This is a genomic window from Pseudoalteromonas sp. S4492, from assembly GCF_005886115.1.
Lineage (GTDB): Bacteria > Pseudomonadota > Gammaproteobacteria > Enterobacterales > Alteromonadaceae > Pseudoalteromonas > Pseudoalteromonas gelatinilytica.
Genome location: NZ_PNCP01000032.1, coordinates 24,919 through 49,850, shown reverse-complemented (window position 1 = coordinate 49,850; position 24,932 = coordinate 24,919). Strand labels below are relative to the sequence as shown.

Annotated in this window: 17 protein-coding genes; 10 read left to right on the top strand and 7 right to left on the bottom strand. The window is 41.2% G+C overall.

What is annotated here, in order from left to right; genetic code table 11:
* Positions 1 to 12 precede the first annotated feature (12 nt).
* A complete protein-coding gene (locus CWC28_RS09575) occupies positions 13 to 1,392 on the top strand; it encodes an AmpG family muropeptide MFS transporter (RefSeq protein WP_063706283.1) in 1,380 nt (459 codons plus the stop codon).
* A 118-nt stretch (positions 1,393 to 1,510) separates the two neighbouring features.
* Here CWC28_RS09575 and CWC28_RS09570 read toward each other — a convergent pair whose 3' ends face one another.
* Positions 1,511 to 1,750, bottom strand: coding sequence for a helix-turn-helix domain-containing protein (locus tag CWC28_RS09570; RefSeq protein WP_054562310.1), 240 nt, complete (start codon positions 1,748 to 1,750; stop codon positions 1,511 to 1,513).
* Between the two features lie 311 nt (positions 1,751 to 2,061).
* Between CWC28_RS09570 and CWC28_RS21925 the strand changes: the two genes are divergently transcribed.
* Positions 2,062 to 2,235 carry a hypothetical protein gene (locus CWC28_RS21925; protein ID WP_165385093.1) on the top strand — a complete coding sequence of 58 codons (174 nt, stop codon included), beginning with the start codon at positions 2,062 to 2,064 and terminating at the stop codon, positions 2,233 to 2,235.
* A 39-nt stretch (positions 2,236 to 2,274) separates the two neighbouring features.
* On the opposite strand, the gene CWC28_RS09565 is transcribed toward CWC28_RS21925, so the two are convergent.
* The 3 genes from CWC28_RS09565 to erpA all read right to left on the bottom strand — a co-directional run bounded on the left by CWC28_RS09565 (position 2,275) and on the right by erpA (position 6,886).
* Positions 2,275 to 5,349 (bottom strand): efflux RND transporter permease subunit, encoded by a 3,075-nt coding sequence (locus CWC28_RS09565; RefSeq protein WP_063706281.1) that lies wholly within the window; start codon positions 5,347 to 5,349, stop codon positions 2,275 to 2,277.
* Between the two features lie 2 nt (positions 5,350 to 5,351).
* The gene (locus tag CWC28_RS09560; protein WP_249324960.1) at positions 5,352 to 6,443 is read right to left on the bottom strand and encodes an efflux RND transporter periplasmic adaptor subunit; all 1,092 of its coding nucleotides are present in this window, start codon (positions 6,441 to 6,443) and stop codon (positions 5,352 to 5,354) included.
* Between the two features lie 104 nt (positions 6,444 to 6,547).
* A complete protein-coding gene (erpA, locus tag CWC28_RS09555; protein WP_036966451.1) occupies positions 6,548 to 6,886 on the bottom strand; it encodes an iron-sulfur cluster insertion protein ErpA in 339 nt (112 codons plus the stop codon).
* Positions 6,887 to 7,066: 180 nt separating this feature from the next.
* Here erpA and CWC28_RS09550 point away from each other — a divergent pair, with 180 nt between their 5' ends.
* From CWC28_RS09550 to CWC28_RS09515, 8 genes are all read left to right on the top strand, one after another.
* Positions 7,067 to 9,442 carry a diguanylate cyclase domain-containing protein gene (locus tag CWC28_RS09550; protein ID WP_138625063.1) on the top strand — a complete coding sequence of 792 codons (2,376 nt, stop codon included), beginning with the start codon at positions 7,067 to 7,069 and terminating at the stop codon, positions 9,440 to 9,442.
* A gap of 71 nt (positions 9,443 to 9,513) precedes the next feature.
* The gene (locus CWC28_RS09545; RefSeq protein ID WP_063706277.1) at positions 9,514 to 10,845 is read left to right on the top strand and encodes a transporter substrate-binding domain-containing protein; all 1,332 of its coding nucleotides are present in this window, start codon (positions 9,514 to 9,516) and stop codon (positions 10,843 to 10,845) included.
* A gap of 99 nt (positions 10,846 to 10,944) precedes the next feature.
* Positions 10,945 to 12,627 (top strand): chloride channel protein, encoded by a 1,683-nt coding sequence (locus tag CWC28_RS09540; RefSeq protein ID WP_105175311.1) that lies wholly within the window; start codon positions 10,945 to 10,947, stop codon positions 12,625 to 12,627.
* A gap of 20 nt (positions 12,628 to 12,647) precedes the next feature.
* Positions 12,648 to 13,082, top strand: a complete 435-nt coding sequence (locus CWC28_RS09535; protein WP_063706273.1) for a CopD family protein — start codon at positions 12,648 to 12,650, stop codon at positions 13,080 to 13,082.
* 104 nt (positions 13,083 to 13,186) lie between these two features.
* Positions 13,187 to 14,203, top strand: a complete 1,017-nt coding sequence (locus CWC28_RS09530) for an aspartate carbamoyltransferase (protein WP_063706271.1) — start codon at positions 13,187 to 13,189, stop codon at positions 14,201 to 14,203.
* A gap of 72 nt (positions 14,204 to 14,275) precedes the next feature.
* A complete protein-coding gene (gene hemL, locus CWC28_RS09525) occupies positions 14,276 to 15,556 on the top strand; it encodes a glutamate-1-semialdehyde 2,1-aminomutase (protein WP_063706269.1) in 1,281 nt (426 codons plus the stop codon).
* Positions 15,557 to 16,046: 490 nt separating this feature from the next.
* The gene (locus tag CWC28_RS09520; RefSeq protein WP_138625062.1) at positions 16,047 to 18,974 is read left to right on the top strand and encodes a TonB-dependent receptor; all 2,928 of its coding nucleotides are present in this window, start codon (positions 16,047 to 16,049) and stop codon (positions 18,972 to 18,974) included.
* Positions 18,975 to 19,318: 344 nt separating this feature from the next.
* Entirely contained in the window at positions 19,319 to 20,974 is a 1,656-nt protein-coding gene (locus CWC28_RS09515) for a methyl-accepting chemotaxis protein (RefSeq protein ID WP_167350248.1), read from the top strand.
* Here CWC28_RS09515 and mrcB read toward each other — a convergent pair.
* The 3 genes from mrcB to CWC28_RS09500 all read right to left on the bottom strand — a co-directional run bounded on the left by mrcB (position 20,958) and on the right by CWC28_RS09500 (position 24,925).
* Positions 20,958 to 23,282, bottom strand: coding sequence for a penicillin-binding protein 1B (gene mrcB / locus CWC28_RS09510; protein WP_063706262.1), 2,325 nt, complete (start codon positions 23,280 to 23,282; stop codon positions 20,958 to 20,960). The two genes, CWC28_RS09515 and mrcB, sit on opposite strands and share 17 nt — an antisense overlap.
* Positions 23,283 to 23,373: 91 nt before the next feature.
* Complete coding sequence (locus CWC28_RS09505; RefSeq protein WP_082401591.1) at positions 23,374 to 23,535, bottom strand: YqaE/Pmp3 family membrane protein; 162 nt, start codon at positions 23,533 to 23,535, stop codon at positions 23,374 to 23,376.
* A 160-nt stretch (positions 23,536 to 23,695) separates the two neighbouring features.
* Positions 23,696 to 24,925 carry an ammonium transporter AmtB gene (locus tag CWC28_RS09500; protein WP_063706260.1) on the bottom strand — a complete coding sequence of 410 codons (1,230 nt, stop codon included), beginning with the start codon at positions 24,923 to 24,925 and terminating at the stop codon, positions 23,696 to 23,698.
* Positions 24,926 to 24,932 lie beyond the last annotated feature (7 nt).

The following is a 24,932-nucleotide window of genomic DNA, read 5'->3' as shown; positions in this document are numbered from 1 at the left end:
ACTGGCAACACTATGACAAAAACCCTTTCTATTTCAGAGTATTTCTCGTACTTCAAAGATAAACGTTTAATCAATATATTTATCTTTGGTATCAGCAGCGGCTTTCCTTGGGTATTGATTGGCTCTGTTATGTCGGCTTGGCTAAAAGATGAAGGGCTAAGCCGCAGCATGATAGGGTTATTTGGCATCGTGTTTGGCGCGTATAGCATTAACTTTTTATGGTCACCGCTTGTTGACCGTGTAAAGTTACCTGTTTTGTTTAACTGGCTTGGCCAGCGCCGTAGCTGGATTTTACTTTGTCAGTCAGTTATTTTTATTGGCACCTTTTCACTTGCAGGGCTCGATATTAAAGCTAACCTCTGGTTTGCTGCCGCGCTGTGTTTAGTTATTGCAATCGCTTCTGCGACTCAAGATATTGCTATTGATGCATTTCGTATTGATACTTTGGCCGAAAATGAAAGCCATAAAGCCACCGCAGCGGCTGCAATGGCCACCTCCGGTTGGTGGAGCGGCTACGCCCTATTGGGTGCCCTGCCATTTTATATGGCTGACATTCCTTCCATTGATTGGCCGCAAGTTTACTTTTTCTTATCTGTAGTGATGCTGCTATTAATGAGCAGCGTATTTTGGGCAAAAGAGCCCGAATCAAATCGCGATGCTGTACAAGCAGAGCTTGAGCAAACCTATCAACAAAAGCTGGCTGGAAGTACGCAGACTCGCTTTGCTAAAGTTATTGCTTGGCTTGCTGTGACCGTTTTTGACCCTTTCAGAACCTTCTTCGCCCGCAATGGCGTAAAAACAGCATTAGCTTTATTAGCCTTTATTTTCTTATTTAAAATCGGTGAAGCGTTTTTAGGGCGAATGTCTATCGTGTTTTATAAAGAAGTGGGCTTTTCAAATAGCGATATTGCGACCTTCTCCAAAGTGGGTACTGCAGTACTCACCATTGCTTTTACTTTTCTAGGAAGCTTATTCAATCAACGCTATGGTATTGTTAAAGGCTTATTTATTAGTGGTATTGCGATGGCAGCCTCAAACTTAGCCTTTGCTTGGATTGCGATTGCAGGTCCTAAACTAAGCTTGTACGCGTTTGCTATTATCGTTGATGGTTTTACTCAAGCTTGGTCACTGGTTGCCATGGTGGCGTTTATATCAATGCTATGCGACAGAGCATTTAGTGCAACCCACTATGCGCTACTTGCTTCGTTAGGTAATTTAGGTAGGACGTTACTTTCAAGCTACAGCGGCGTCGTTATTGATGACTGGTTGGGGGGAAACTGGGCGATGTTCTTTGTACTAACTGCATTGATGGTGATCCCATCACTGGTATTTTTATTCTTAATTCGCCATAAGCTTTATGCGTTAGAAAACAACTATCATCAAAATAATTAACAAATTTGATACGTATGTGATTAAAGTGAGGAAAATGCAAGGGAGGGACTTTAAATAGCGCTTCCTTGCACTATTTGTATTACTTTAAAAGCGGCGTTTCACTTTTAGTAATGAATAATTAAGCGTCTTTAAGTAAGTTAAGACCTTCGTATGGGTCAACTTCTAAAGCATCGCAATAACGCATGAATTCAATTACATCTAAACGACGTTCTTGGTTTTCAATTTTACCAATGAAAGAATGTGGCGTACCTAAAACCTGTGCAAGGCTACGCATTGTGTGACCTTTTTCATGACGCTTAGTTTTAAGCCATTTCGTTAATTTCGAGTTTTCTTCAGAAGAAACTGTTTTACCCATCATAAAATACATCTCCTACTAGATGATTCAAGTTAATAATTTAAGAGTGAAATTTGCCCGTCTCACTCTTGGACACATTATATACTAATAATTTTCAGTTTGAATGATTAATTATACAAATGTCCACCTTTTAGGTATGGACCGTTTTAGTATACAAGTCTAAGTGTAGCTAAAATTAAAGCATGTGCTCTATAGTTAACTGGTTAACTGTACCAAAAAATTGATCAATTGGAAGTCTAACAAGATGAAAGTATCACTTTAAAATCTGCATATTTATGCTTAAAGTGTATGTAAATACTGAAAAAGGTTAAGAAATGTTTCGTATATTATTTTTGTTGCCAATTGTACTATGTGTCGCATGGTACCTATTTTTAAAACAAAATCGTGTACCAATTAAGCAAGGTAAGAAAGGGTTTGTGTATATTTTAATCGCCTCTGCGTTAGTTTTAGGCTTCTTTTTACTGATGATTAAAGTGACCCAACACTAGGGTCACTCATTTTTAATTAATCAGTAACGAATTTACCGATTACCGACGACGGTCTCGCAGCATTAACAAACAAGGCGTAAGTACCAGTGTTAATACTGTGGCAAATGTTAAACCACCCGCAACGGCTGTTGCCAATTGCACCCACCACTGAGTAGATGGCGCACCAAAATCAATATGACGGTTAAATAAGTCAATATTCACTTGCAGTACCATCGGCATTAATCCCAAAATGGTGGTCACAGTCGTTAACAATACTGGCCTTAAACGCTGAGCACCAGTTCGTAAAATCGCATCTTTTGCTGCCAGACCTTGGTTACGTAAAACATTATAAGTATCAATCAGTACTATATTGTTATTAACCACAATACCGGCAAGCGAGATAACCCCAATGCCCGACATCACGATACCAAACGGTTGCTGTAATACGATTAAGCCCAAGAATACACCCACAGTTGAAAACAGCACGGCACTTAAAATCAAAAATGCCTGATAGAAGCTATTAAATTGTGTCACCAAAATGATACCCATCACAAACAGAGCAACCACAAAAGCCTGTTCAAGGAAGGCTTCTGATTCATCTTGATCTTCGGTTTCACCGCGCACTTTAATTTTCACGCGCGGGTCTAACCCTTGCTCTTCTAACTGCGCTTGTAAGCGCGGCAACGCTTTGGCAAGTTGTTCACCCGGCTTCATGTCTGCATTAACGGTTACAACGCGCTGAGAATCAACACGGCGGATAGTATCCACTTTAGGAGCTGCTTGGCGCTCAACAAAATGACTAATTGGCACTTGTCCGTGTATGGTTTTTACACGTAACGTTTCAAGACGCCCTAAATCTCGCTTGTCATGAGGAAAGCGTACGCGAATATCAATCTCGTCATCAACATCATCGGGGCGGTATTCCCCTAGTTTTAAACCATTAGTAATAAGCTGAACATTCGCCCCTAGCATACTGGCATCCGCACCAAAACGAGCCGCATCCGAACGATTCAATTTAAGTTGCCACTCAATGCCCGGTTTTGAAGCACTATCATCAACATTTCGAAACGCGCCATCATTTTCGATGGCTTGCCTTACTCGCTTTGCTTCACTATTAAGCACATCAACAAACCGAGAGCTCAGCTCAATACTTAGCGCTTTACCACCACCGGGGCCATTTTCATCTTTACGAAGTTCAATTTCTACACCAGCATAACTTGCCGTGATTTCGTTAACTTGGCTGATTATATCTTCGGCAGGTGGACGCTCATCCCAGTCTTTTAGATTCATTCTAAACGTGCCTACCTGATCTTTACCGCCAGTACGAGCATACAAAGTTTTAATACCTTCCACTTTTAAAATGCGTGACTCAATGTCTTTCATAATCACGTCTTTTTCAAATATAGATAAGTCACTGTAAGAACGTACTTTGATATTAACGCCATTTGGCTCAACATCAGGAAAGAACTCAACGCCTAGCTTAGAGACAGCAAATGCAAAGAATACCAAAATAGAAAACACGATTGCAGCAGCTAGGCTCCACCAAGGGCGCTCTGTTGCATAATCAAGCACTCGAATATAACGCCCAAGCATCCCTTTGATTTGCGTTAAATCGCCGGACTCTGCTAACTCTAAATCCTGTTTTTGCTGTTCAGAGAGCGGCCGTGACTTTCCTATTAATCCACCAATAGTTGGCACAAACACCAATGCCATAAGTAATGACGCAGACAAGGTGGCAATAAGCGTAATCGGCAAGTATTTCATAAACTCGCCCATCATTCCCGGCCAAAATATCAATGGTGCAAAGGCCGCTAATGTCGTTGCCGTAGAAGCGATGATTGGCCACGCCATGCGCTCAGCAGCCAATTTATAAGCAGCCTTGCGTGGTTTGCCTTCACTCATTGCTCTATCTGCAAACTCACTAACAACAATTGCGCCATCCACCAGCATACCGACAGCCATGATGAGTGCAAAAAGCACCACGATATTCACCGTTAAACCAAACACAGAGATCACTAAAATCCCGGTTAAGAATGAGCCCGGAATGGCAATCCCCACTAAGAAGGCGGTGCGCGCGCCAAGTACCGCCACAATAACGATAACCACCAACAATACAGCAGACAGCACATTATTTTGCAGATCAGAGAGCATCATTTTCACGTCTTTTGACATGTCGCCGGTGTAATCAACTCGTATATGATCAGGCCAAATTTTCTTGGCCTCATTCACCACTTTTTTAACTTGATCGACCGTATCAATAATATTTTCGCCAGCACGTTTTTTTACTTCCAGCGAAACCGCGTGGCGGCCATTAATACGTGCGATTGAGGTTGGGTCTTTATACGCTCGACGAATTTTTGCTACGTCCATAAAACGCACCACTCTATCGCCAACGACTTTCACCGGTTGCTCCATCACATCTTGAATTGTCTCAAATACCGATGGGATTTTTACAGCAAAGCGTCCTTTACCAGTATCGAGTGTCCCTGCAGCAACTAAGCGGTTGTTATTTGATAGCAGTTGAATGATGTCACTCGGTTCAAGACCATAAGAAATCATCGCCAGTGGATCGACCTCAATTTCGACCATATCTTCGCGGTCACCACCTACATCAACTTCTAATACGCTAGAAATGCTTTCTAGTTCATCTTTAAGATTACGGGCAAGGGTTAGCAAACCTCGCTCTGGCGCATCACCTGACAAGGTTAATGTAATGGTTGGCTGCTCATCTTCCATCAAGATTTCATGAACTTCTGGTTCTTCTGATTCAGAAGGCAGTTTTGCCTTAGCTAAACTAACTTTATCTCGTACATCAGCTAAGGCTTCTTTTGGGTCCATACCCGCGATAAACTCAAGGGTCACAGAGGCATGCCCTTCACTTGCCACCGCTGACATTTCTTTTACGCCTTCAATCGAGCGGAGCTCAATCTCCATTGGCCTAACTAATAGCCGCTCAGCATCTTCAGGGGAAATACCGTCATGAATAATCGACACATAAATAAAAGGAATGGTGACATCAGGATTCGCTTCTTTAGGGATGGTTTGATATGTCACCCAGCCCGAGATCAGCAACAAGATGAAAATAGATAAAACTGTACGCGTGTGAGTCAACGACGCTTCGATTAAGTTTTTCATACTTAGTTGCTCGTTGCTTCAGTAAACACAGGCTCAACTTTGTCACCGGCACGCACAAAGCCTTGACCAAGGGTAATAACATTCGCTTTCTCACCTAAGCCCCAAAGCCAAACGCCTTGCTCTGTGGTTTTTGCAAGACTTACTGATTTAAACTCAACAATATTGTCGTCATTAACGACTTTTACCCCGATATTCCCTTGTTCGTCTAGCGCCATAAAAGCCGGGCTTAATAACATGGCAGGTTCAGTTGGCAACTCAATATTAAGCTGAGTAGAAAAGCCTGCTTTATATTTCATACCTGGGTTTTCAAATGCCGCTTCAATACGAAATGTATTCGTGCTGTCATCCGCAACAGATGCAATGTAACGAATTCGACCCGGATAGGTTTTGTCATTTAGCACATGAGCAAAGGTAGCTTGCCCAACCTCTAAGCCTTGCACTTCTTTTTGAGTCGCATCGGCTCTGACAATTAAAGGGTCTAAATCAGCGAGCTGTAAAATAGGGTCGCCTATGCCAACATAATCACCAATTTCGACTAAACGTTTGTTGATAACGCCATCAAAAGCAGCACGTACTTCAGTGCGCTCTAGCTTTAATTCAAGGCTTACCAAAGTTGCTTTTGCTTGTTGCAACATAGCTTGTGCTTGCATGGTCAATACTTTGTTTTGTAAACCTTGCTGATTAAGTTTAAGCGCGCCTTCGTATTCAGTTTGATACTGTGCAACTAAGGCTTCTGCTGATGTGATTTGGGCGGTTAAATCAGATTTATCGAGACGTAAAATAACCTGATCTTGTTTTACAAACTGACCTTCTTCAACCAAAATTTCGAGTACTTGCCCTGCTTGCCTAGCGCTAATGTTCGCGATTTTGTCAGGCTCTGACTTTCCATAAAAAGTTAGGTTTTTATTAATATTCTTAGCGACCAAGGGCATCACTTGCACTTTAGGCAAGCGCTCTTGAACTTGCTCATCACTTTGCTGTGCTTTTTGATCTGCTTTGCTATCCCCAGATAGCATCCACAGTACAATCACCAAAACAATGGCGATAGCTAAAATATAGGGTTTCTTTTCTATTGTTGTAGTTATATTTGGCAACGCAAAATTCCTTCTAATAATGCGTAAAATTTAGCAGAGGCAAGATATTATGAGAAATTAAAGCAATAAAAAAGCCACATAAAGTGGCTTTTTTAAATAATTCGTTAAACGCTGAAGCTGGCTCCGCAACCACAGGTTGTTGTTGCATTCGGGTTATTAACAAAAAAGCGTGCGCCTTCAAGCCCTTCGGTGTAATCCACGGTACCATCAACTAAATATTGAATACTCATAGGGTCGACAACAAGCGTTACACCATTTTTAACAATTTCTAAATCGCCAGGGTTAGCTTTTTCATCAAAAGTAAAACCATATTGGAAACCTGAGCAACCACCACCTGTTACATAAACACGTAGTTTAAGATCTGGATTCTCTTCTTCTTCGATTAACTGTTTAACACGAACAGCTGCTGCATCGCTGAACTTGATTGGCAACTCATCTGACATACCAAAACCCTCAAAACCTATATTGGCCGCAATTATCTAATACCCGAGTGTTTTAATCAAGTATCACCAGAAGAGCATCTCAATTATGGTGAGGGTAACTGGCTAACCCATTCGCCTTGGACTAAAGTTTATTTGTACTACATTTGGGCTGGCATGAGTTTGCACTGAGGGAAGATAATTGTGATAGAGCATTTCAAGCTGCATTTTATAACTGATAATTTAAGCAGTGCGCAGGTCATTCCAGCTGAATACGATTTGCTCCTTGTGTTTGCTTCTATTCTCACAGCCGTATTTGCTTCGTATATCTCTTTTTTATTATCTGCTCGTATCAAACACTCTTATCTAAAAAATGAAAGTCAGATATGGACCATCATGGCGTCGTGTTTTTTAGGTATAGGAATTTGGGGTATGCACTTTGTGGGTATGCTTGCCTACAACTTACCCATCCCGATTGAATACAACATTAGCATTACTTTGATATCAATATTGCCAAGTGTGTTTGCCAGTTACATCGTACTCTCACCAGCACTGCAAACCAACAAAGGGCTACTTTTTAGAAGTGTGCTAATGGGTGCTGGAATTGGCTCGATGCATTTTGTTGGCATGATGGCGATGGTGATGCCCGCAAAAATGGCTTATGAGCCTTGGTTGTTCTCTTTATCTATTATCGTCGCTATTGTGCTGTCAGGTATTGCATTAAAAATTAATGATTTTCGACTTGCCAAAGGGGTTCATCAAACACGGATGAACTTGGTTGTGGCCTTGATAATGGGCAGTGCAATTTCGGGAATGCATTACATCGGTATGATTTCGATGTCGGTTTTTGAAACTGAATACACCACCTATGTTACAACTCACGACTACTCGACGTTAGCACAACTTATTATCATTATACTGGTGGCATTAAGCCTGTTTGTATTGGGTGTTGTTGAGCTCAGAGCAAGGAGCTTATTATCAGCGAAATTAAAAGCTGTACTAAATACCGTACAAGATGTGGTTATTAGCTTTAATAATGAAGGAAAAATTGAATTTGCAAACCCCGCTGCAATCCATGTATTTGGTTATCAGCCGCATGATTTAATAGGCAAGCATATTCGTACCCTAATCCCTGAAAAATCGTTAGAACTGGATGAGATTCTTCGAGACTCACAGCTTAGCAAAAGGACGGCAGGAAAAAGTAGCAGTCGACTCTTAAAAGGACAACGATCGAATAAAAAACGTTTTCCTATAACGTTAACCATCAGCTCTATTGGTAAAAAAGAGTCAGGACCTTATGTGGCGACGATAAAAGATTTGTCTGATATTCGAAACCAAGAGGCCTTCACGCAAACCATTTTCGATAATTTACCCATCATGTTGTTTGTTAAAGATGCTGAGCATTTAACATTTAGCCATGTCAACAAAGCCGGCGAACAATTACTTGGCAAAAATAAAGACCAACTTATTGGGCTCAATGACTTTGATATATTCAGTAATGAGCAAGCAGTGAGCTTCGTGCAAACTGACCGCGATGTATTGAAAAGTGATGAGACCCTTACTATAGAGGAAAAGCCAGTTACTATTGATGGCAATACCCATTACTTAAGAACACGAAAACTCACCATTAAAGACAGTAATGGTAAAGCGCAGTATTTATTGGACGTTTCTGAAGATGTCACTGAACTAAAACAAGCTAAAACCGAGCTTGAAAACTTACACCAACGCATGGCCATGGCCGCTGATGCGGCCCATATTGGTATTTGGGAGTGGAACTTTGAAACCAATGAACTGATTTGGGATGACTGGATGCACACCTTATTTGAAATCCCAAAATCAGAATTTAAAGGGGACTATTCAGCTTGGGCAAATAGCTTGCACCCAGATGAATATGAAGACGTGACAAACAAGCTAAAACTCGCAATTTTAAATGGCGAAGAGTTTCATGCTGAGTTTCAAATTGTTTTACCTTCTGGCAAAACTCGCTATATCAACGCCGATGGACGAATATACGGCAACCGTATGATTGGCGTTAATTTCGATATCACGAAACGTGTTATGGCAGAGAAAAAAATTAGGCAATTAGCGCAAACAGATCACCTAACAGGTTTAGCGAATCGCAGCGCCCTTGAGCGATTTATCAAGCAAGAGTTTGCGCGAGTGGAACGAACTGGCTCTAAAGTTGGCTGCCTGTATTTTGACCTTGATAAATTTAAGCCAATTAACGATACCCACGGTCATGCCACAGGAGACAAAGTACTGGTAGAGGTTGCCAAACGTCTGCAAGACACCGCTCGCAAGACCGATTGCGTTGCTCGCATTGGTGGTGATGAGTTTGTGGTTATTGTGACCGACATAGAGAACCAAGTACAAATAAACCGTGCACTATCACGTTTGATCTGCGCAATTAAGGCGCCGATAAAATCAGAGTGTGGTGACTTGCTTGTTGAGGCAAGTGTTGGCTTTGCCCTTTACCCCGACGATGCCCAATCATTTGATGAGTTGCTAAGCATGGCCGATAAACGTATGTATGACCAAAAACATCACTGCTTTAGCTGTAATGTTATTAGCTGCAAATAAGCAAAGAAAAAATGCTATTAAGTTTAAATTAGACGTATACTTATTAAACAATTAATGATAATTCTGTTTCCATGCTTACTCGAATTTTTCCTCTTATCGTACTTGTTTTCAGCTCATTTGCAGTTGCCAATGCTACGTACCAAGAAACATGGAAAATTACCTCTTTAGAAGCCCCTCCTTATGCAAGTAGTACAATGGCAAATGGCGGCGATGCCATTGCATTATTAAGAGATACGCTTGCTAAAAAATCGATAAACCTTGAGGTTGAATATTTACCTTGGCAAGATGCAATAAAAAAAGCCCAGTTAACTGGCTACCTAGGCTATTACCCTGCTTGGCCCTCTGAAATGATGCCCGGATTTGTTGCCTCACCCACTATTTTAAATTCTCAATTAGCCGTCATTACCACCCAATCTAACCCACAAGATTTTGAAAATATTGAGCAGCTTTTTAGTGAAAATAAAGTCGGCGTTGTTGAGCCTTATATCTATCCAGATGTGGTTGAAAAAGTGATTCAATCCTATGCAGGTAGCATAGTACAAACAGCAAACGATGAAGAACTATTTCACTTGATGCAAACTAAGCAGATTAATTTTGCGATTACTGCACCAAAAGTACTTAACTATTTTGCTGAGCAGCAAAACCTACCAGAGCCCAAAATAGTGAGTCAATTTACCGACTTCCCATTAGTGATTGGCATACGTAATGACGCTGAAAACAAAGCTAAAATTGCCTTACTTAATGATTTATTTGCCGCTAAACAATCTTTAGTGCAAAACTACTCTCGACCAAATAAGTTGTTACTAACCTATATAGACATACCGCGAATAGCCCCTTTTAAAGCGTTTATTGAACAGGTTTATAATGATTTAAATATCAAAACTCAAATGCAAGCAACGCCATCCCGCAGAGGTGTGTTATTACTTAATGCAGGCATTGTTGATGGCGATATCGTGCGTTCAAAAAGCAACCTTAAAAAGTTCGAGAATGTTATTGTCGTAGAACCAAGCCTTGGTATTATCAACTTGGTGCTCCTATGTAGAAAATCGCTGCCATGCGATCGGGATAACTTATACGACCCTCGCAATCGGGTTATGAGTTCGATTGGTGATGTCGAAATCCTCAACGAATTTGATATAAAAGCTGAGATCATGCACAACGAAGATTTAAGTCACACGCTTACCATGCTAAAAAAAGGCCGTGTTGATTACGCTCTCTATCCTGCGCTCAATAATGATATCAATACCTATAAAAAAGACTTCTCTGTGGTTGTATTAAGGCAAATGGCTGTTAATACCATTATTCATAAAAAACACGCCCCGCTTGTAGATGAATTATCCAACGCCATTCGTGCCCGCTTACCTGAATTAACACAGCAAATTAATCAACACGGCACAGATTAGCTATATTTACCCAAAAAGCGGATAAAATTATAAAATCCCAACGACTTAGTGAATTTGATTTGCTAAACTGCGGCTCAAAAGTGCTGTGAGGAAATATGCATGTGGCTTGAGAGACTGAGACGTCGCCTAGCAAAGCCTAAAACATCTGTGCAATTGTGCTTACTTGGTGTAAGTGCAGGACTAATTGCGGCAGTGTTAATCATATTCTTCCGCCTTACCATCATGTTTTTTCAAAGCTTATTTTTAGATAAGCCTGATGACTTCACAACATTACCGACCTTTGAGCGAATATTACTTCCAGTTGGTGCAGCGCTGTTAATTGCCTTATTTGCGGCGCTTACAGGATTTAAACATTATCGTTTGGGTATTCCGTTTGTAATCCACCGCATTAAAAAACACTATGGCCATATGCCGCTTTACAACACGGTAAACCAATTTGTCGGTGGTGCATTAGCCCTTATTAGTGGTTTTTCGGTCGGTCGAGAAGGCCCATCAGTACACATGGGTGCAACAGGTGCCAGTTTATTGGCCGATAAGTTACATCTTCCACACAATGCCATGCGTACCCTCACTGGATGCGGTGTGGCAGCCGGGATTGCGGCTTCATTTAACACCCCACTTGCTGCCGTTATTTTTGTAATGGAGGTAGTGCTCAGGGAATATAAAGTGCATATTTTCGTGCCCATTATGCTCGCTGCGGTTACCGGTGCATTAGCAACTCAATTTGTATTTGGTGATGCTTCAGAGCTTGCCCTTATAACCATGAATCCATTGAGTGGCTGGCATTACCCATTTTTAATCATATTTGGTATGGCACTTGGTGCTGTTGCTTATGCATTTAACCAAAACTTGATGCTTATAATCCGCACCTTTAAACCGCTAAGTATGTTCCCTCGTCTATTGCTGGCAGGTTTAATCGCGGGCTTAATTGCTTATATGGTTCCCCATGCGATGGGCTCGGGTATGAGCGCTATCACTATTGCCATTGAATCACCAGATGATGTGCAGTTTTTAACAACCATTTTGATTGCCAAATTACTCGCCACCTTATTTGCTATTGGCTTGGGTATCCCTGGCGGGATTATCGGCCCAGTCATTGGGCTTGGGGTATTAATGGGCACCTTAATGGCCTTTTTCGCGCAGTTTATTAGTCCGGGCGTTGATATCACAGGGACTTATAGCATGCTTGGCATGGCGGGATTATTGGCTGCCACATTGCACGCACCACTAGCAGCACTCACTACGGTTATGGAGTTAACCTCAAGCCCAGAGATTATTGTGCCAGCCATGTTGGTGATTTCAACGGCTTATGTCACGGCGTTGCAGTTTTTTGGTAACCGCTCTATTTTTATGCAACAACTCGATTTCCAAGGGCTTGAATATCAAATATCCCCTGCCACAGAAGCCTTACAAAAGGTAGGTGTGATGGATGAAATGGATGAACAGTTCAAACTACTCTACAGTGACGACAAACAACAAATCAAAGAATCGCTCGATGCCCTTGATAGCCAAACACCGCTTATTGTCCATGATGAAGAAAATGGCTATCGCCTTGCAGAATATGATTTAAGTTTGATGTCTGACCAAAACAGTAACATCAAATATGTCAGCCTTGCCGGTCTTAGCAGCCAGGCGACTTTAGCCGATGCTTTTGATTTACTTAAAGATAAACGCAGCGGTGCGGTGTATATTTACAACCTGCTTGATAACCAACAAATTATGGGTCTTTTGCGTTGGGACCAAATCAGACATATCCTTACCATACGCAACAGCTTGTTATAACAATTAAAATGGATGCTTAAATGACTGCGCTATTAGTTTATAAAACCTTCCACGTATTTTTTATGATTGCTTGGTTTGCCGGTATTTTTTACCTGCCACGACTGTTTGTTTACCACGCGATGAGCGAAGAAAAAGCCTGTAACTCAATGCTAAAAGTAATGGAGCGCCGTTTACTGTATTTTGTCACCCCGTTTGCCGTTTTAACACTGGTGTTTGGCGTTTTAACTATTGTTGAATATGGCCGTGATTGGTTTAGATACAGTATGTGGCTGCACTACAAACTCGTATTAGTAATTATTCTTTATATCTATCATGGCTACTGCTTTAAATTACTGGCTGATTTTAAGCATGATCGCAATAAACGCAGCGATCGTTTTTACCGTATTTTTAATGAAGTTCCGGTACTCATCCTTTTAGCTATAGTGGCACTGGCAATTATTAAACCTAACTTATAATTTGCTGCTGTGTACGCTAAAAATTTGCTATAGTACTGCGCAAATTTATGCGGCCTCCCATACCGAGTGCCAGCGCCCTATAAATGTGATTAGGAACAAACCCCATGCTAAGTTTCCAAGGTGAAAATATCCTGTCGGTCAATCAGCTTGATCGAGATTGTATTGAACGTATTTTTGCAGTTGCTAAGAAAATGGAGCCTTATGCTAAAAAGCAAAAGCGCACCAATGTTTTAGAGGGCGCAATTTTAGCGAACTTGTTCTTTGAACCAAGCACGCGTACTCGCGTAAGTTTTGGTACGGCATTTAACTTACTAGGTGGTTTAGTCCGCGAAACAACAGGCATGCAAAGCTCAGCGCTTGCAAAAGGTGAGTCTTTGTATGACACCGCTCGCGTTATCTCAGCGTATGCAGATGCAGTCGCAATGCGCCACCCTGACGCAGGCTCTGTTGCTGAGTTTGCCACCGGGTGTGACGTGCCAGTGATTAATGGCGGTGACGGCCCGAATGAGCACCCAACTCAAGCCTTACTTGACTTATTAACGATTGAACGTGAACTTGGCCGTTTCAACCAAGGTATCGACGGTATGCATATTGCCTTAGTGGGTGATTTAAAATATGGCCGTACTGTGCACTCTTTATCTAAATTACTGTGTCATTATAAAGACGTTAAATTCTCTATGGTGGCACCTGATGGCTTACAAATGCCAGACTACATTTTAGATGCCGTTGATAACGCAGGCCATAAAATTCAAGTTGTTGATAAAATGGAAGGCAATTTGGCGGCCGATATTGTGTATCAAACCCGTATCCAAGAAGAGCGCTTCCCTTCACAAGAAGAAGCTAACAAATACCGTGGTGGTTTCCGTATCAGTCAGGCTATTTACAACGCACACTGTAAGCCAAACTCTGTATTGATGCACCCACTCCCTCGTGACAGCCGTTTAGAGGCAAACGAGCTTGATAACGATTTAAATAGCAACGACAACCTAGCAATTTTCCGCCAAGTACAAAATGGCGTGTTAATTCGCATGGCGTTGTTTGCTCTAACCTTAGATGTTGCTGACAAAGTTGAGCAATATGAAGTCGACGTGCCTTGGTTTAGCCGTAAACGTAATAGCTAACTTGCTTCGTTTGGGGCTCGTTGAGCCCTCGCAAACCAACTCATTTAACGTGACAACCTAATAGGACTATTCATGACAATTAGCCAAGATCTTTTTAATCGCGCGCAAGAATCAATCCCAGGCGGTGTTAACTCACCAGTTCGTGCCTTCAATGGCGTTGGCGGTACTCCTTTATTCATCACTAAAGCAGAAGGCCCTTTTACCTTTGATGCTGATGGTAACCGTTATATCGATTACGTTGGTTCATGGGGACCAATGATCATGGGTCATAACCACCCTGCCATTAAACAAGCGGTATTAGAAGCCGTTGAAAATGGCCTAAGCTATGGTGCGCCAACCGAAACTGAAATCTTAATGGCCGAAAAAGTAAAAGAGCTAGTACCATCTATCGAAAAAGTTCGTATGGTAAGCTCAGGGACTGAAGCTACAATGAGTGCGATTCGCTTAGCACGTGGTTTCACTGGCCGTGACAAAATCTTAAAGTTTGAAGGCTGTTACCACGGTCATGCTGACTCACTACTAGTAAAAGCAGGCTCAGGCGCACTGACTATGGGTGTACCTAACTCACCAGGTATTCCTGAAGATTTTGCTAAGCACACCTTAACTGTGTCGTTTAACAACCTTGATGAAGTAAAAGCAATTTTTGCAAAATACGCTGACGAAATCGCTTGTATCATCGTTGAGCCAGTTGCTGGCAACATGAACTGTATTCCACCTGTACCAGGCTTCTTAGAAGGTCTGCGTGAGGTGTGTGATGAATACAAATCTGTGCTTATTTTTGATGAAGTAATGACAGGTTTCCGTGTTGCCTTAGGTGGCGCACAAGCTTACTACAACATCAAACCAGACCTAACGTGTTTAGGTAAAGTAATCGGTGGCGGTATGCCAGTGGGTGCATTTGGCGGTAAGAAAGAAATCATGGATTTCATCGCACCTGTTGGCCCTGTTTATCAAGCGGGTACATTATCAGGCAACCCAATTGCCATGGCAGCAGGCTTAAAGTCACTTGAGCTATTATGTGCTGAAGGTTTACACGATGAACTAGAAGCTAAAAGTAAAGCAATTTGTGAAGGCTTTGAAGCCGCTGCGAAAAAAGCAGGCATTGCACTTACAACAAACTATGCAGGTGGTATGTACGGCTTCTTCTTTACTGATAAAGAAAAAGTAACTAGCTACCAACAAGCGACTGAGTGTGATTTAGAGCGCTTCAAAAAGTTCTTCCACTTAATGCTTGAAGAAGGAGTTTACCTAGCTCCTTCAGCGTTTGAAGCTGGCTTTGTGTGCGCTGAACACTCTGAAAAAGAGATCAACGACACCATTGCAGCTGCAGAGCGCGCATTCGCGAAGCTTTAATCTAAAAAATAAAATAGGTCACTTTAATCGGTGGCCTATTCTTCGATGCCCCAAAATATAATATAAATACATCCCCACCGGAAAATAAAAATCAATAAAATATTACAATTAAAACATTATTTATACATAGCAAGTATATCATTGGTGCATTTTTATTTTCATTGTAACTAAAACACACATAAAACCATCCCAACTCACTGTTTTAAAATAAATAAACCTAGAATTAAGAAATACTTAAGAAAATTACATATAATTACATTTGTTTTATTTTTGTATATAAAACCAATTTAAATACCAATTTAGATCGTTCCAAGCCGTTTTTATGTTGTTTTATCGCATTTATAATATAAATAATTGATCAGTATGTTCCTAATGTGTTACCAATTTGTTTCACCCTTTATTTGAAGGTAAAAACCTTAGAAAAATAAATGCAAGGTGTGAAGGTTATTAACAAATAACAACAAATCTAAAATTTCACAGGGAAAGCTCAATGAAAAACAACTTTTCAAAAACATTTAAGCGTTCGTTTACAGCTGCTGCTGTTGCGATGACCTTAAGTGCAGCTATGCCAGCCATGGCTGACAATGTTAATGGGGCAATCAAAGGTAATCTCATAACTCAGTCTGGCGTTTCTTTAGCAGGCGCAACAATCACTATTACCGATAAAACTAAAGGTTATGAAAAAACTCTCATTGCAGATGCAAATGGTCAGTTCAACCTTAACCAAGTGCCTGTAGGTAAGTACAACGTAACAGTGTCACAGGCTGGTTTTGAAAAAGCGCAGATCAACGATGTAATTATCGGTGTCGGTAAAACTGCACTTCTCGAAATACCATTAGTTGAAGGTAATATTGAACGTATTGCAGTTGTTGGTGGCGCAGTTCGAGCTGTTGATGTTTCTGTTACTGAATCATCATTGAACATTAGCTCAGAAGAGCTTGAATTATTACCAGTCGCTCGCTCACTAACATCGGTTGCTTTACTAGCACCGGGTGCAACTGAAGGTGATAGCCGATTTGGCGATCAAGCATCTTTTGGAGGCTCATCTGTTGCTGAAAATGCTTATTACGTAAATGGTCTGAATATGACTAACTTCCGTAATGGCTTGGGTGGCGCGACAATCCCATTCTCTGCATATGATAGTTTCCAAGTAAAAACGGGTGGTTATTCATCTGAGTTTGGTCGAACTACAGGTGGCCTAATCTCTGCCGTAACAAAATCAGGTACTAATGATTTTCACTTTGGTGTTGAATCAATTTACTCGCCTGATTCATTGCGAGAGCAATCACCAAATTCAGTTTACTTACAAAATGATCGTTGTGAAGATGCTGATGGGCACTGTATTGGTGATTTATATGTAAACAACCAAGATGACTATGTAAACTCATTTGAAACAAACATTTATGCATCTGGTGCGTTAATTGAAGATACGCTTTTCTTCTATGGGATTTATACCTTCCGAGATAATGAAGAAGAATACGGTAACGCTTCTCAAACTTCTCTAACAAAAGAAAAAGATGATGACCCTTACTATCTAGCCCGTATTGACTGGAACATTAATGAGGATCATCAATTAATGCTTTGGGGTTTTAGTGATGAACGCACATACTCTGAAAGCACAATCGAAGACCCGAATGGTACTGGTAACTACACATTAGATGGCGGTACAGCTTATCACAAGCGCGGTGGTGAAAGTTTTGCAGTACGTTATACAGGTAATCTGACTGATGACTTAAGCGTGTCTGCTATGTACGGTGAAGTTAAATTCTCAGAAACTGATTACTCAGACTTTGATGACTGCCCTACCGGCTATGACGCGGACTTAGGTGTTGATACTACTTGTTATGTAAACTTCACCGTAGGCTCTAATGAAGATAAACGAGAGCAATTGCGTGTTGACTTTGATTGGTACTTAAATGATGAGCATACATTAAGATTTGGTTATGACTCAGAAACCAATACATCAAATGCAACTACGATTAACTCTGGTGGTGTTTACTATTATTACAGAACATACGAAGAAGGTGCTCGTCTTCCTAATGGCTATGTCCTGCCGGAAGAAATGAAAACAACTCGTGTTCGTGACTATAAGAATGGCGGTGAATTCGAAGTTGAAAACTGGGCGATTTATATTGAAGACCAATGGGCTGTTACTGATACCCTAACACTAACTTTAGGTCTACGTAATGACAGCTTCACAAACTACAACGCGGATGGCGATGAGTTTGTTTCTATAGACAACCAGATTGCTCCAAGGTTAGGTGCATCTTGGGATATTAACGGTGATGGCGATAGTAAATTATTCGTTACCGCAGGTCGCTATTATTTACCAGTTGCTGCAAATACCAATATTCGTCTTGCTGGTGCTGAAACATATATTCAAACTTGGTACGAGTATGAAGGTCTTAATCCTGACGGTACTCCTGTAGGTTTGAGCAATCAATTAGGTGATATCGCTATTTCAAATGGTGGTGACGGTACTGCAAAAGCATCAAATACCTTAGCAGATAAAAATCTTGAGCCAATGTACAATGATGAAATTATTGTTGGTTATCAGGCGGCTATAAATGATGATTGGTCTTGGAGCATCAAAGGTACATACCGCACACTGGGCAATCAAATTGATGATGGCTCATATATCTTTACTGATGAAGATGGAGAGTACCTTGGTGAAAACTGGTTCTTATTTAACCCAGGTAATGGTGCAACATTTAACTTCGACCTAGATGGTGACGGTGTAACTGAAGAGTATAGCTTCACGGCTGAAGAGCTAGGTTATCCAGATGCGAAGCGTCGTTACGCTGCTGTTGACCTTTCAATTGAGAAGAGCTGGGATAAAGTTTGGTCATTAAAAGCCCTTTACACTTGGTCTCATAACTACGGTAACACAGAAGGGTTTGTTAAATCTGATAATGGTCAAGATGATGCAGGTTTAACACAAGACTGGGATTACCCTTATCTAATGGATGGTGCTAACGGTAACTTACCAGCGGACCGTCGTCACAATATTAAAGTTTACGGTGCATATGCAGTTACTGAAGACTTCTTAATAGGTGCAAACTTAAATGTTGCTTCAGGTCGTCCTTGGACAGCGTTAGGTGCAGGGTATACACCAGACCCAGACAAATATTCTTATGGCGACACCTATTATGTAGGCGATCAACGCTACCCTCGCGGCAGCATGGGAACAACTCCCTGGACAGCTCGATTAGATCTTAACTTTACGTACAACTTGCATTTCAATGATCAAAAAGTACGCTTCGCATTAGATATTTTCAATGTATTTGATGCATCTACAGCAACTCGTTATGACGAAGTTGCTGAAGTGGCGGCTGGTGATGACAGTGCAACATTTGGCTTAGCGCAAAGTTATCAATCTCCTCGTCGAGTCCAACTATCTGCTTCTTACGACTTTTAATTTCCATTAAATTAGTAAGAAAAGCAATGACTCTAAAAGCCTCTTTTTGAGGCTTTTATTTTAATAACAACCATTACAACAATCACTTTCTAACATTTTTGAATAATATATGCCCTAAACTCGGTCTATCTAGTTTCGACTGACAATGTTTCGAGGCAACTGTGAATAGGCTAATTACACCTGCTGTTAATTTAATGGCGCAACTTAAGTACAAACACAAAATAACTTTACTATTTGGTTTATTGGTTTTCCCACTTTGCCTTAGCTTGTTTTTCTTAATAAGCCTTTTAAATCAAAATATTAAAATTTCACAACAACAGTACAAAGGAATTACGAGTTACCGTTTGCTGTTGACACATGTTGTCGATAACAATCAACAAGCAATGCAGAGCTCAGCGCAGCAACTTGGGTATTTAAAAAATGCTAACAATACTGGCAATATTCTGGAGCAAGTATCAATTGAGTCACAATTAGCAGTCAGTCAAAATTTAGCAATCAATTATTTAAATCGCACCCTTGTCACTCACTTACCTGACATAATCTATCACCTGAATGAAACCTATCAGAGCACTGAGCAAGTACTAAAACAGGGCCAGTTCACACCTGCAAGTTTTATTACTTTATCCAATCAAATTAAAGCGCTACCGCAACTATCATCGCAATTTAAAGATGCGTTCACGATTGCAATTGAACAAGATAGTAACTTAAAAGAGCAGCTTTCCCCTGCTGCTGAGGCACTCATTGAAAACATAACTCAGTTCTCACAACAGATAACTCAGAAGCTGCTCGAGCCAGATACGATTGAATTGAGCCAAGCACAATTTTTAAGTTTAAAAACCAGCTTAAAAGAAAGCATTGAGCGCTATATAGCAACCACTGAACCCACTCTTATGCGCATCATCAGCGACAAGTTAAGCCAGCAGCAATTCATACTGTATCTAGTTATTGCAGCTGCTCTTTTGTCTTTGATGATTGCCAGTTACTTAATGCTTGGCTTTTATCGGCTCGTTGTTGATACATTAGATCTGTTTTCTAAAACGGCTAACCGCGCAGCACAAGGTGATATATCAGCACGCTTAAACGTAACGGGACATGATGAACTAACCACAATTGGTAAAGAATTTAATCATGTACTGGCATCATTTACTTTAATGGTGAATGAAGTTAGACACACAACAAATAGTGTCATAGCAACAACGAATAGCGTTACGAATCATTCGGAAAAAACGAATCAAGATGTGCAAATACAACAGCAAAGAGTTACCACGATTAGCCAATCGTTATCTGAAATGAATCAAGCAGCAGAGCATGTTGAAGTGTCTGCATCACAAGCCATTGAGTTAGCCTCGTCAGCCGCTAAGCAAGTGCAAAAAGGGGCAGATGAAAGTGCACACTTAGCCACACATATGAGCCTTTTACAGCAGGAGTTTAACGAGGGTCTTGCCGCTTTAGCTTTACTAGCGAAAGATAGCCAAGCGATTAGCAGCGTGAGTAATGGTATTAATGAAATTGCCGAGCAAACTAACCTACTTGCATTGAATGCAGCTATTGAAGCAGCCAGAGCCGGTGAGCAAGGCCGTGGCTTTGCCGTAGTCGCAGATGAGGTAAGAACACTTGCAAAACGCACTCAGCAGCAAACTCATGAGATCCATCAAATAATTAATTCGCTACAGGGGGCAACAAAACTCACCCAAGATAAAATGCAAGCAAGTGTACAGAAGATGGAGCAAGGTTCACAAAGCGCTGAGCACACTAAAGATAACTTATTAGCTGTCGCAGCATCAATGTCTGATATTGGCATGCAAGGAAAACAAATTGCAGTGCAAGTCAGCCAGCAAGGCACTGCCATTCAAAACGCTTTACACCACGCTGAAGATGTCAGAGATCTTGCCAAAGATACTGAGAAAAGTGCACTAATGGCAATGGATAGCGTACAAAATTTAGCTCAACTTTGTGTTGAGCTAAATAATTCAATGGCCAAGTTTAACGCTGACAATTAGGTCTAGGCTCAAACTCGCTTGCACGAATGGGGAGCTGCACCACTTTGCCACAACCCGGAGGCGCTTGCAGGCCGGTTTCTTCATTAATGAATGCCCAACGAATAGAAGCCGGACGAGTATCTGCTATGGCTTCAGGGTTGAGTGGTTTAAGGTAACGAATGTAAGCTTCTAGTGCGCCAACACTGCCAGTTAAACCTGTGCTCTTGTTATCGTCGCGGCCAATCCATGCAACGGTCACGGTGTTTTGGTCAAAACCGGCAAACCAGCTATCGCGTAATTCGTTACTAGTGCCTGTTTTACCAGCAAGCTGAATCGATGGGAAATGAGCATTTAGGCGTTTAGCCGTGCCATCTTTAGTCACGCGCTTCATTGCATACTTCGTCATGTAAATTGATGCATCATCAAAGCGTTTTTGTGAGCTGACATCATGCTTATAAAGCACTTTACCTACTGAGTCTGTAAGGGCTGAAATAGACGTTAATTCACGGTACTGACCATCTGCGGCAAGGGTTGTATAAAGCTGCGCTACTTCAAAGCTAGATAGCTCAAGTGCACCTAAAAGTAACGACGGGTATTGATCAATACGTCCTTCTACACCTAAACGCTTCAAGGTATCAGCGACTTTATCTACACCAACATCAAGACCCGTGTTAACCGCAGGAATATTAATACTGTTACTAAATGCTTTATAAAGAGGCATAGGGCCGCGGAACTGCTTGTCGAAGTTCTCAGGTTGCCACACTTTACCCTGCTCATTAGTCACTTGCAGCGGTGAGTCATCCACCAATGTGGCAACATTAAACTGACCACTTTCAAACGCAGTTAAATAAACCGCAGGCTTAACCAATGAGCCAATATTACGTTTGGTATCAAGCACACGGTTAAAACCAAAATAACGCACGTCACGGCCTGCAACTAACGCCGATACCCCACCCTTTTCAACGTTAACAGAGATCATCGCCGCCTCAAGTTCTTCGGTATTAGGGCGCTTTTCAAGGTATGGTAGGCTTGCTTCAACCGACTCTTCCATGGCCGTTTGCTTTTGTAAATCAAAATAGGTGAATACTCGAACCCCCGCATCCAACACTTGTTGATCGGGTAATAGACGTTTTAACTCACGGTCAACAAGCTCTAAGTAACCAGGATATGACTTTTGCAGGCTGTCTTTCATTGGTGCAATATCAATAGGGCGCTTTAATGCTGCGCGATATTCACGGGTATCAATTAGCTTATTTTCAACCATTAAACGTAGTACTAGATCACGGCGTTCCATTGCACGTTCACTATAACGACGCGGGTTGTAATATGAAGGACCTTTAACCATAGCCACTAATAGCGCAATTTGGTCGTATTCAAGCTCATCCACAGGCTTTGAAAAATAAAACTCAGCGGCAAGACCCATACCGTGAACACCTTGATTGTAAGACTGACCCAAATACACTTCATTCAGATAGGCTTCTAAAATTTCATCTTTGCTGTAGCGGTAATCTAATATCAAGGCGATAAGCGCTTCATTAAACTTACGCACCAGTGAACGCTCACGGGTAAGGTATATATTCTTTGCTAATTGCTGGGTTAATGTACTGCCCCCTTGCACTGTACGTCCGGCTTTAATATTACTGTATAAAGCACGCATAATTGACCACACAGATACACCATGGTGTTGATAGAAATTACGATCTTCAACCACCAGTAAAGTGTCCTTTAGCATCGGCGGAAATTTATCAAGCGGCACAAACTCGCGGTCTTGCTTTGAGTCATTACCAATACGAGCTATTTGAACAGGCTCTAATCGAGCATTATTTAAACGACGGCCAAATTTATCTTTGATGGTTGCTAATTTCTGCCCTGAAAAACGCAGCTCAATAACGTGTGCATCCTCAAGGCCATCATAAAACTCAAATTCACGACGGTACACTTTAATACTGTTAGCAGATTTAACATACTGACCTGTTCGGCTTAGCTTATTTACAGATGAGTAATTTAAACGGTTTAGCTCCCAAATGACCTCTTGCTGAGATAAATACTGCCCAGGATAAAAGCTCATTGCACGGGCATATACTTGTGCGGGTAACTGCCATTTGTTGCCTTCAAATTGGCGAGTAATTTTTGCATCCAAATAAATAAGATACAGCACCATGGCAATAATGACTGCCATCGTTAATTTCCAAAAAATTGACCAAAGTTTTCGTAGCACACCCGCTTTCGCTGGTGCTTGCGATGAGCTTGAACGTTTAGCGGTAGTATTTTTTGACGACGCCTTCGGTTTACTAGACGACTTTTTTGCAGGAGTTTTTTTATCAGCCATTGAGTTCGCTATAGGTCAGTTAATTTTACAGGATTACACCGTGAATAGCGTAATGTTAACACCTGTAAAATTAACAGTCACTTAAACTCGTTTAGCGTGTACACAACCAGAGTGAGTGGATCACAGCAGGTATAAAGAAGATAAAGCATAGAATAATGTTAATCACTAAGTCTTTACCCGCACCCGCTTTTAAAAATACCGCAACAGGCGGTAAAAACAGCGAAATTATTATAAGCAAGAGTTTGTTATCCATCGTTTTTCCTTGTTAGTTTGGAATATTAAGCATAGTCAACAAATAGCTATTTCGCCTATCAGAAAAGGCTTATTTAAATGCAAAAAAGCCCTACCTAAGTAGAGCTTTGATTTGAACACACAATGATATTGTTGTGTGCGTGCAATTGCACGCACTGAGATTAGTTACTGCGAACTGATACAAACTCTGGGTAAGCATCGATACCACAGTCATGTTGATCCATACCGTTTAATTCTTCTTCTTCGGTAACACGGATACCCATGGTATTTTTCAGGATTGCCCACACGATTGATGACGCGATGAACACAAATCCTAAGATACATACTAAGCCAATTAATTGATTAACGAAGGTTGCATCTGAGTTTGAAAGTGGCACTAACATGATACCTAATGCACCACATACACCGTGTACAGAGATAGCACCTACTGGGTCATCGATTTTTGCTTTATCAAGAGCAACGATGCTAAATACAACCAGAGAACCACCTAATAAACCAAGTAAACAAGCAAGTAATGGTGTTGGTGATGCTGGCTCTGCTGTAATGGTTACCAGACCTGCTAATGCACCATTCAGAACCATAGTTAAATCTGCTTTACCCCATAACACTTTACATACAAACAGTGCTGCAATTGCGCCACATGCTGCTGCTGCGTTAGTGTTTAAGAAGATTTTACCTACTGCAGTTGCGTTTTCAGCGTCAGATACAAGTAGTTGAGAACCACCATTGAAACCAAACCAACCCATCCAAAGGATTAATGTACCCAATGTTGCTAACGGTAAGTTAGAACCTGGAATTGGGTAGATTTCACCATTTTTGCCGTATTTACCTTTACGAGCACCTAAGAATAGTACGCCCGCTAGCGCTGCAGCAGCACCTGCGCCATGAACGATGGCAGAACCTGCGAAGTCAACAAAGCCCATTGCTGAAAGGAAGCCTGCGCCCCATGTCCAGTAGCCTTCGATTGGGTAGATAAAACCCGTTAAGATAACGGTAAATACTAAGAATGCCCATAGTTTCATACGCTCAGCAACCGCACCAGATACGATTGACATAGCTGTCGCTACGAACACAACTTGGAAGAAAAAATCAGACTCTAAAGAGTGATTTGCATCAGCAGCTTGAGTGCCAATTAATGCACCAAATGAAGGGATAAAACCACCTTCTGCGTTATCAACATACATGATGTTGTAACCCACTAATAAAAACATAGTGCAGGCAATAGAAAATAGTGCAACGTTTTTAGTTAGAATTTCTGTTGTATTTTTTGCACGAACTAAACCTGCTTCAAGCATAGCGAAACCAGCCGCCATCCACATTACTAAAACACCCGACATCAAAAAGTAAAATGTGTCGAGTGAGAACTTCAACTCTACGATAGTGTTTTCCATAATTCCC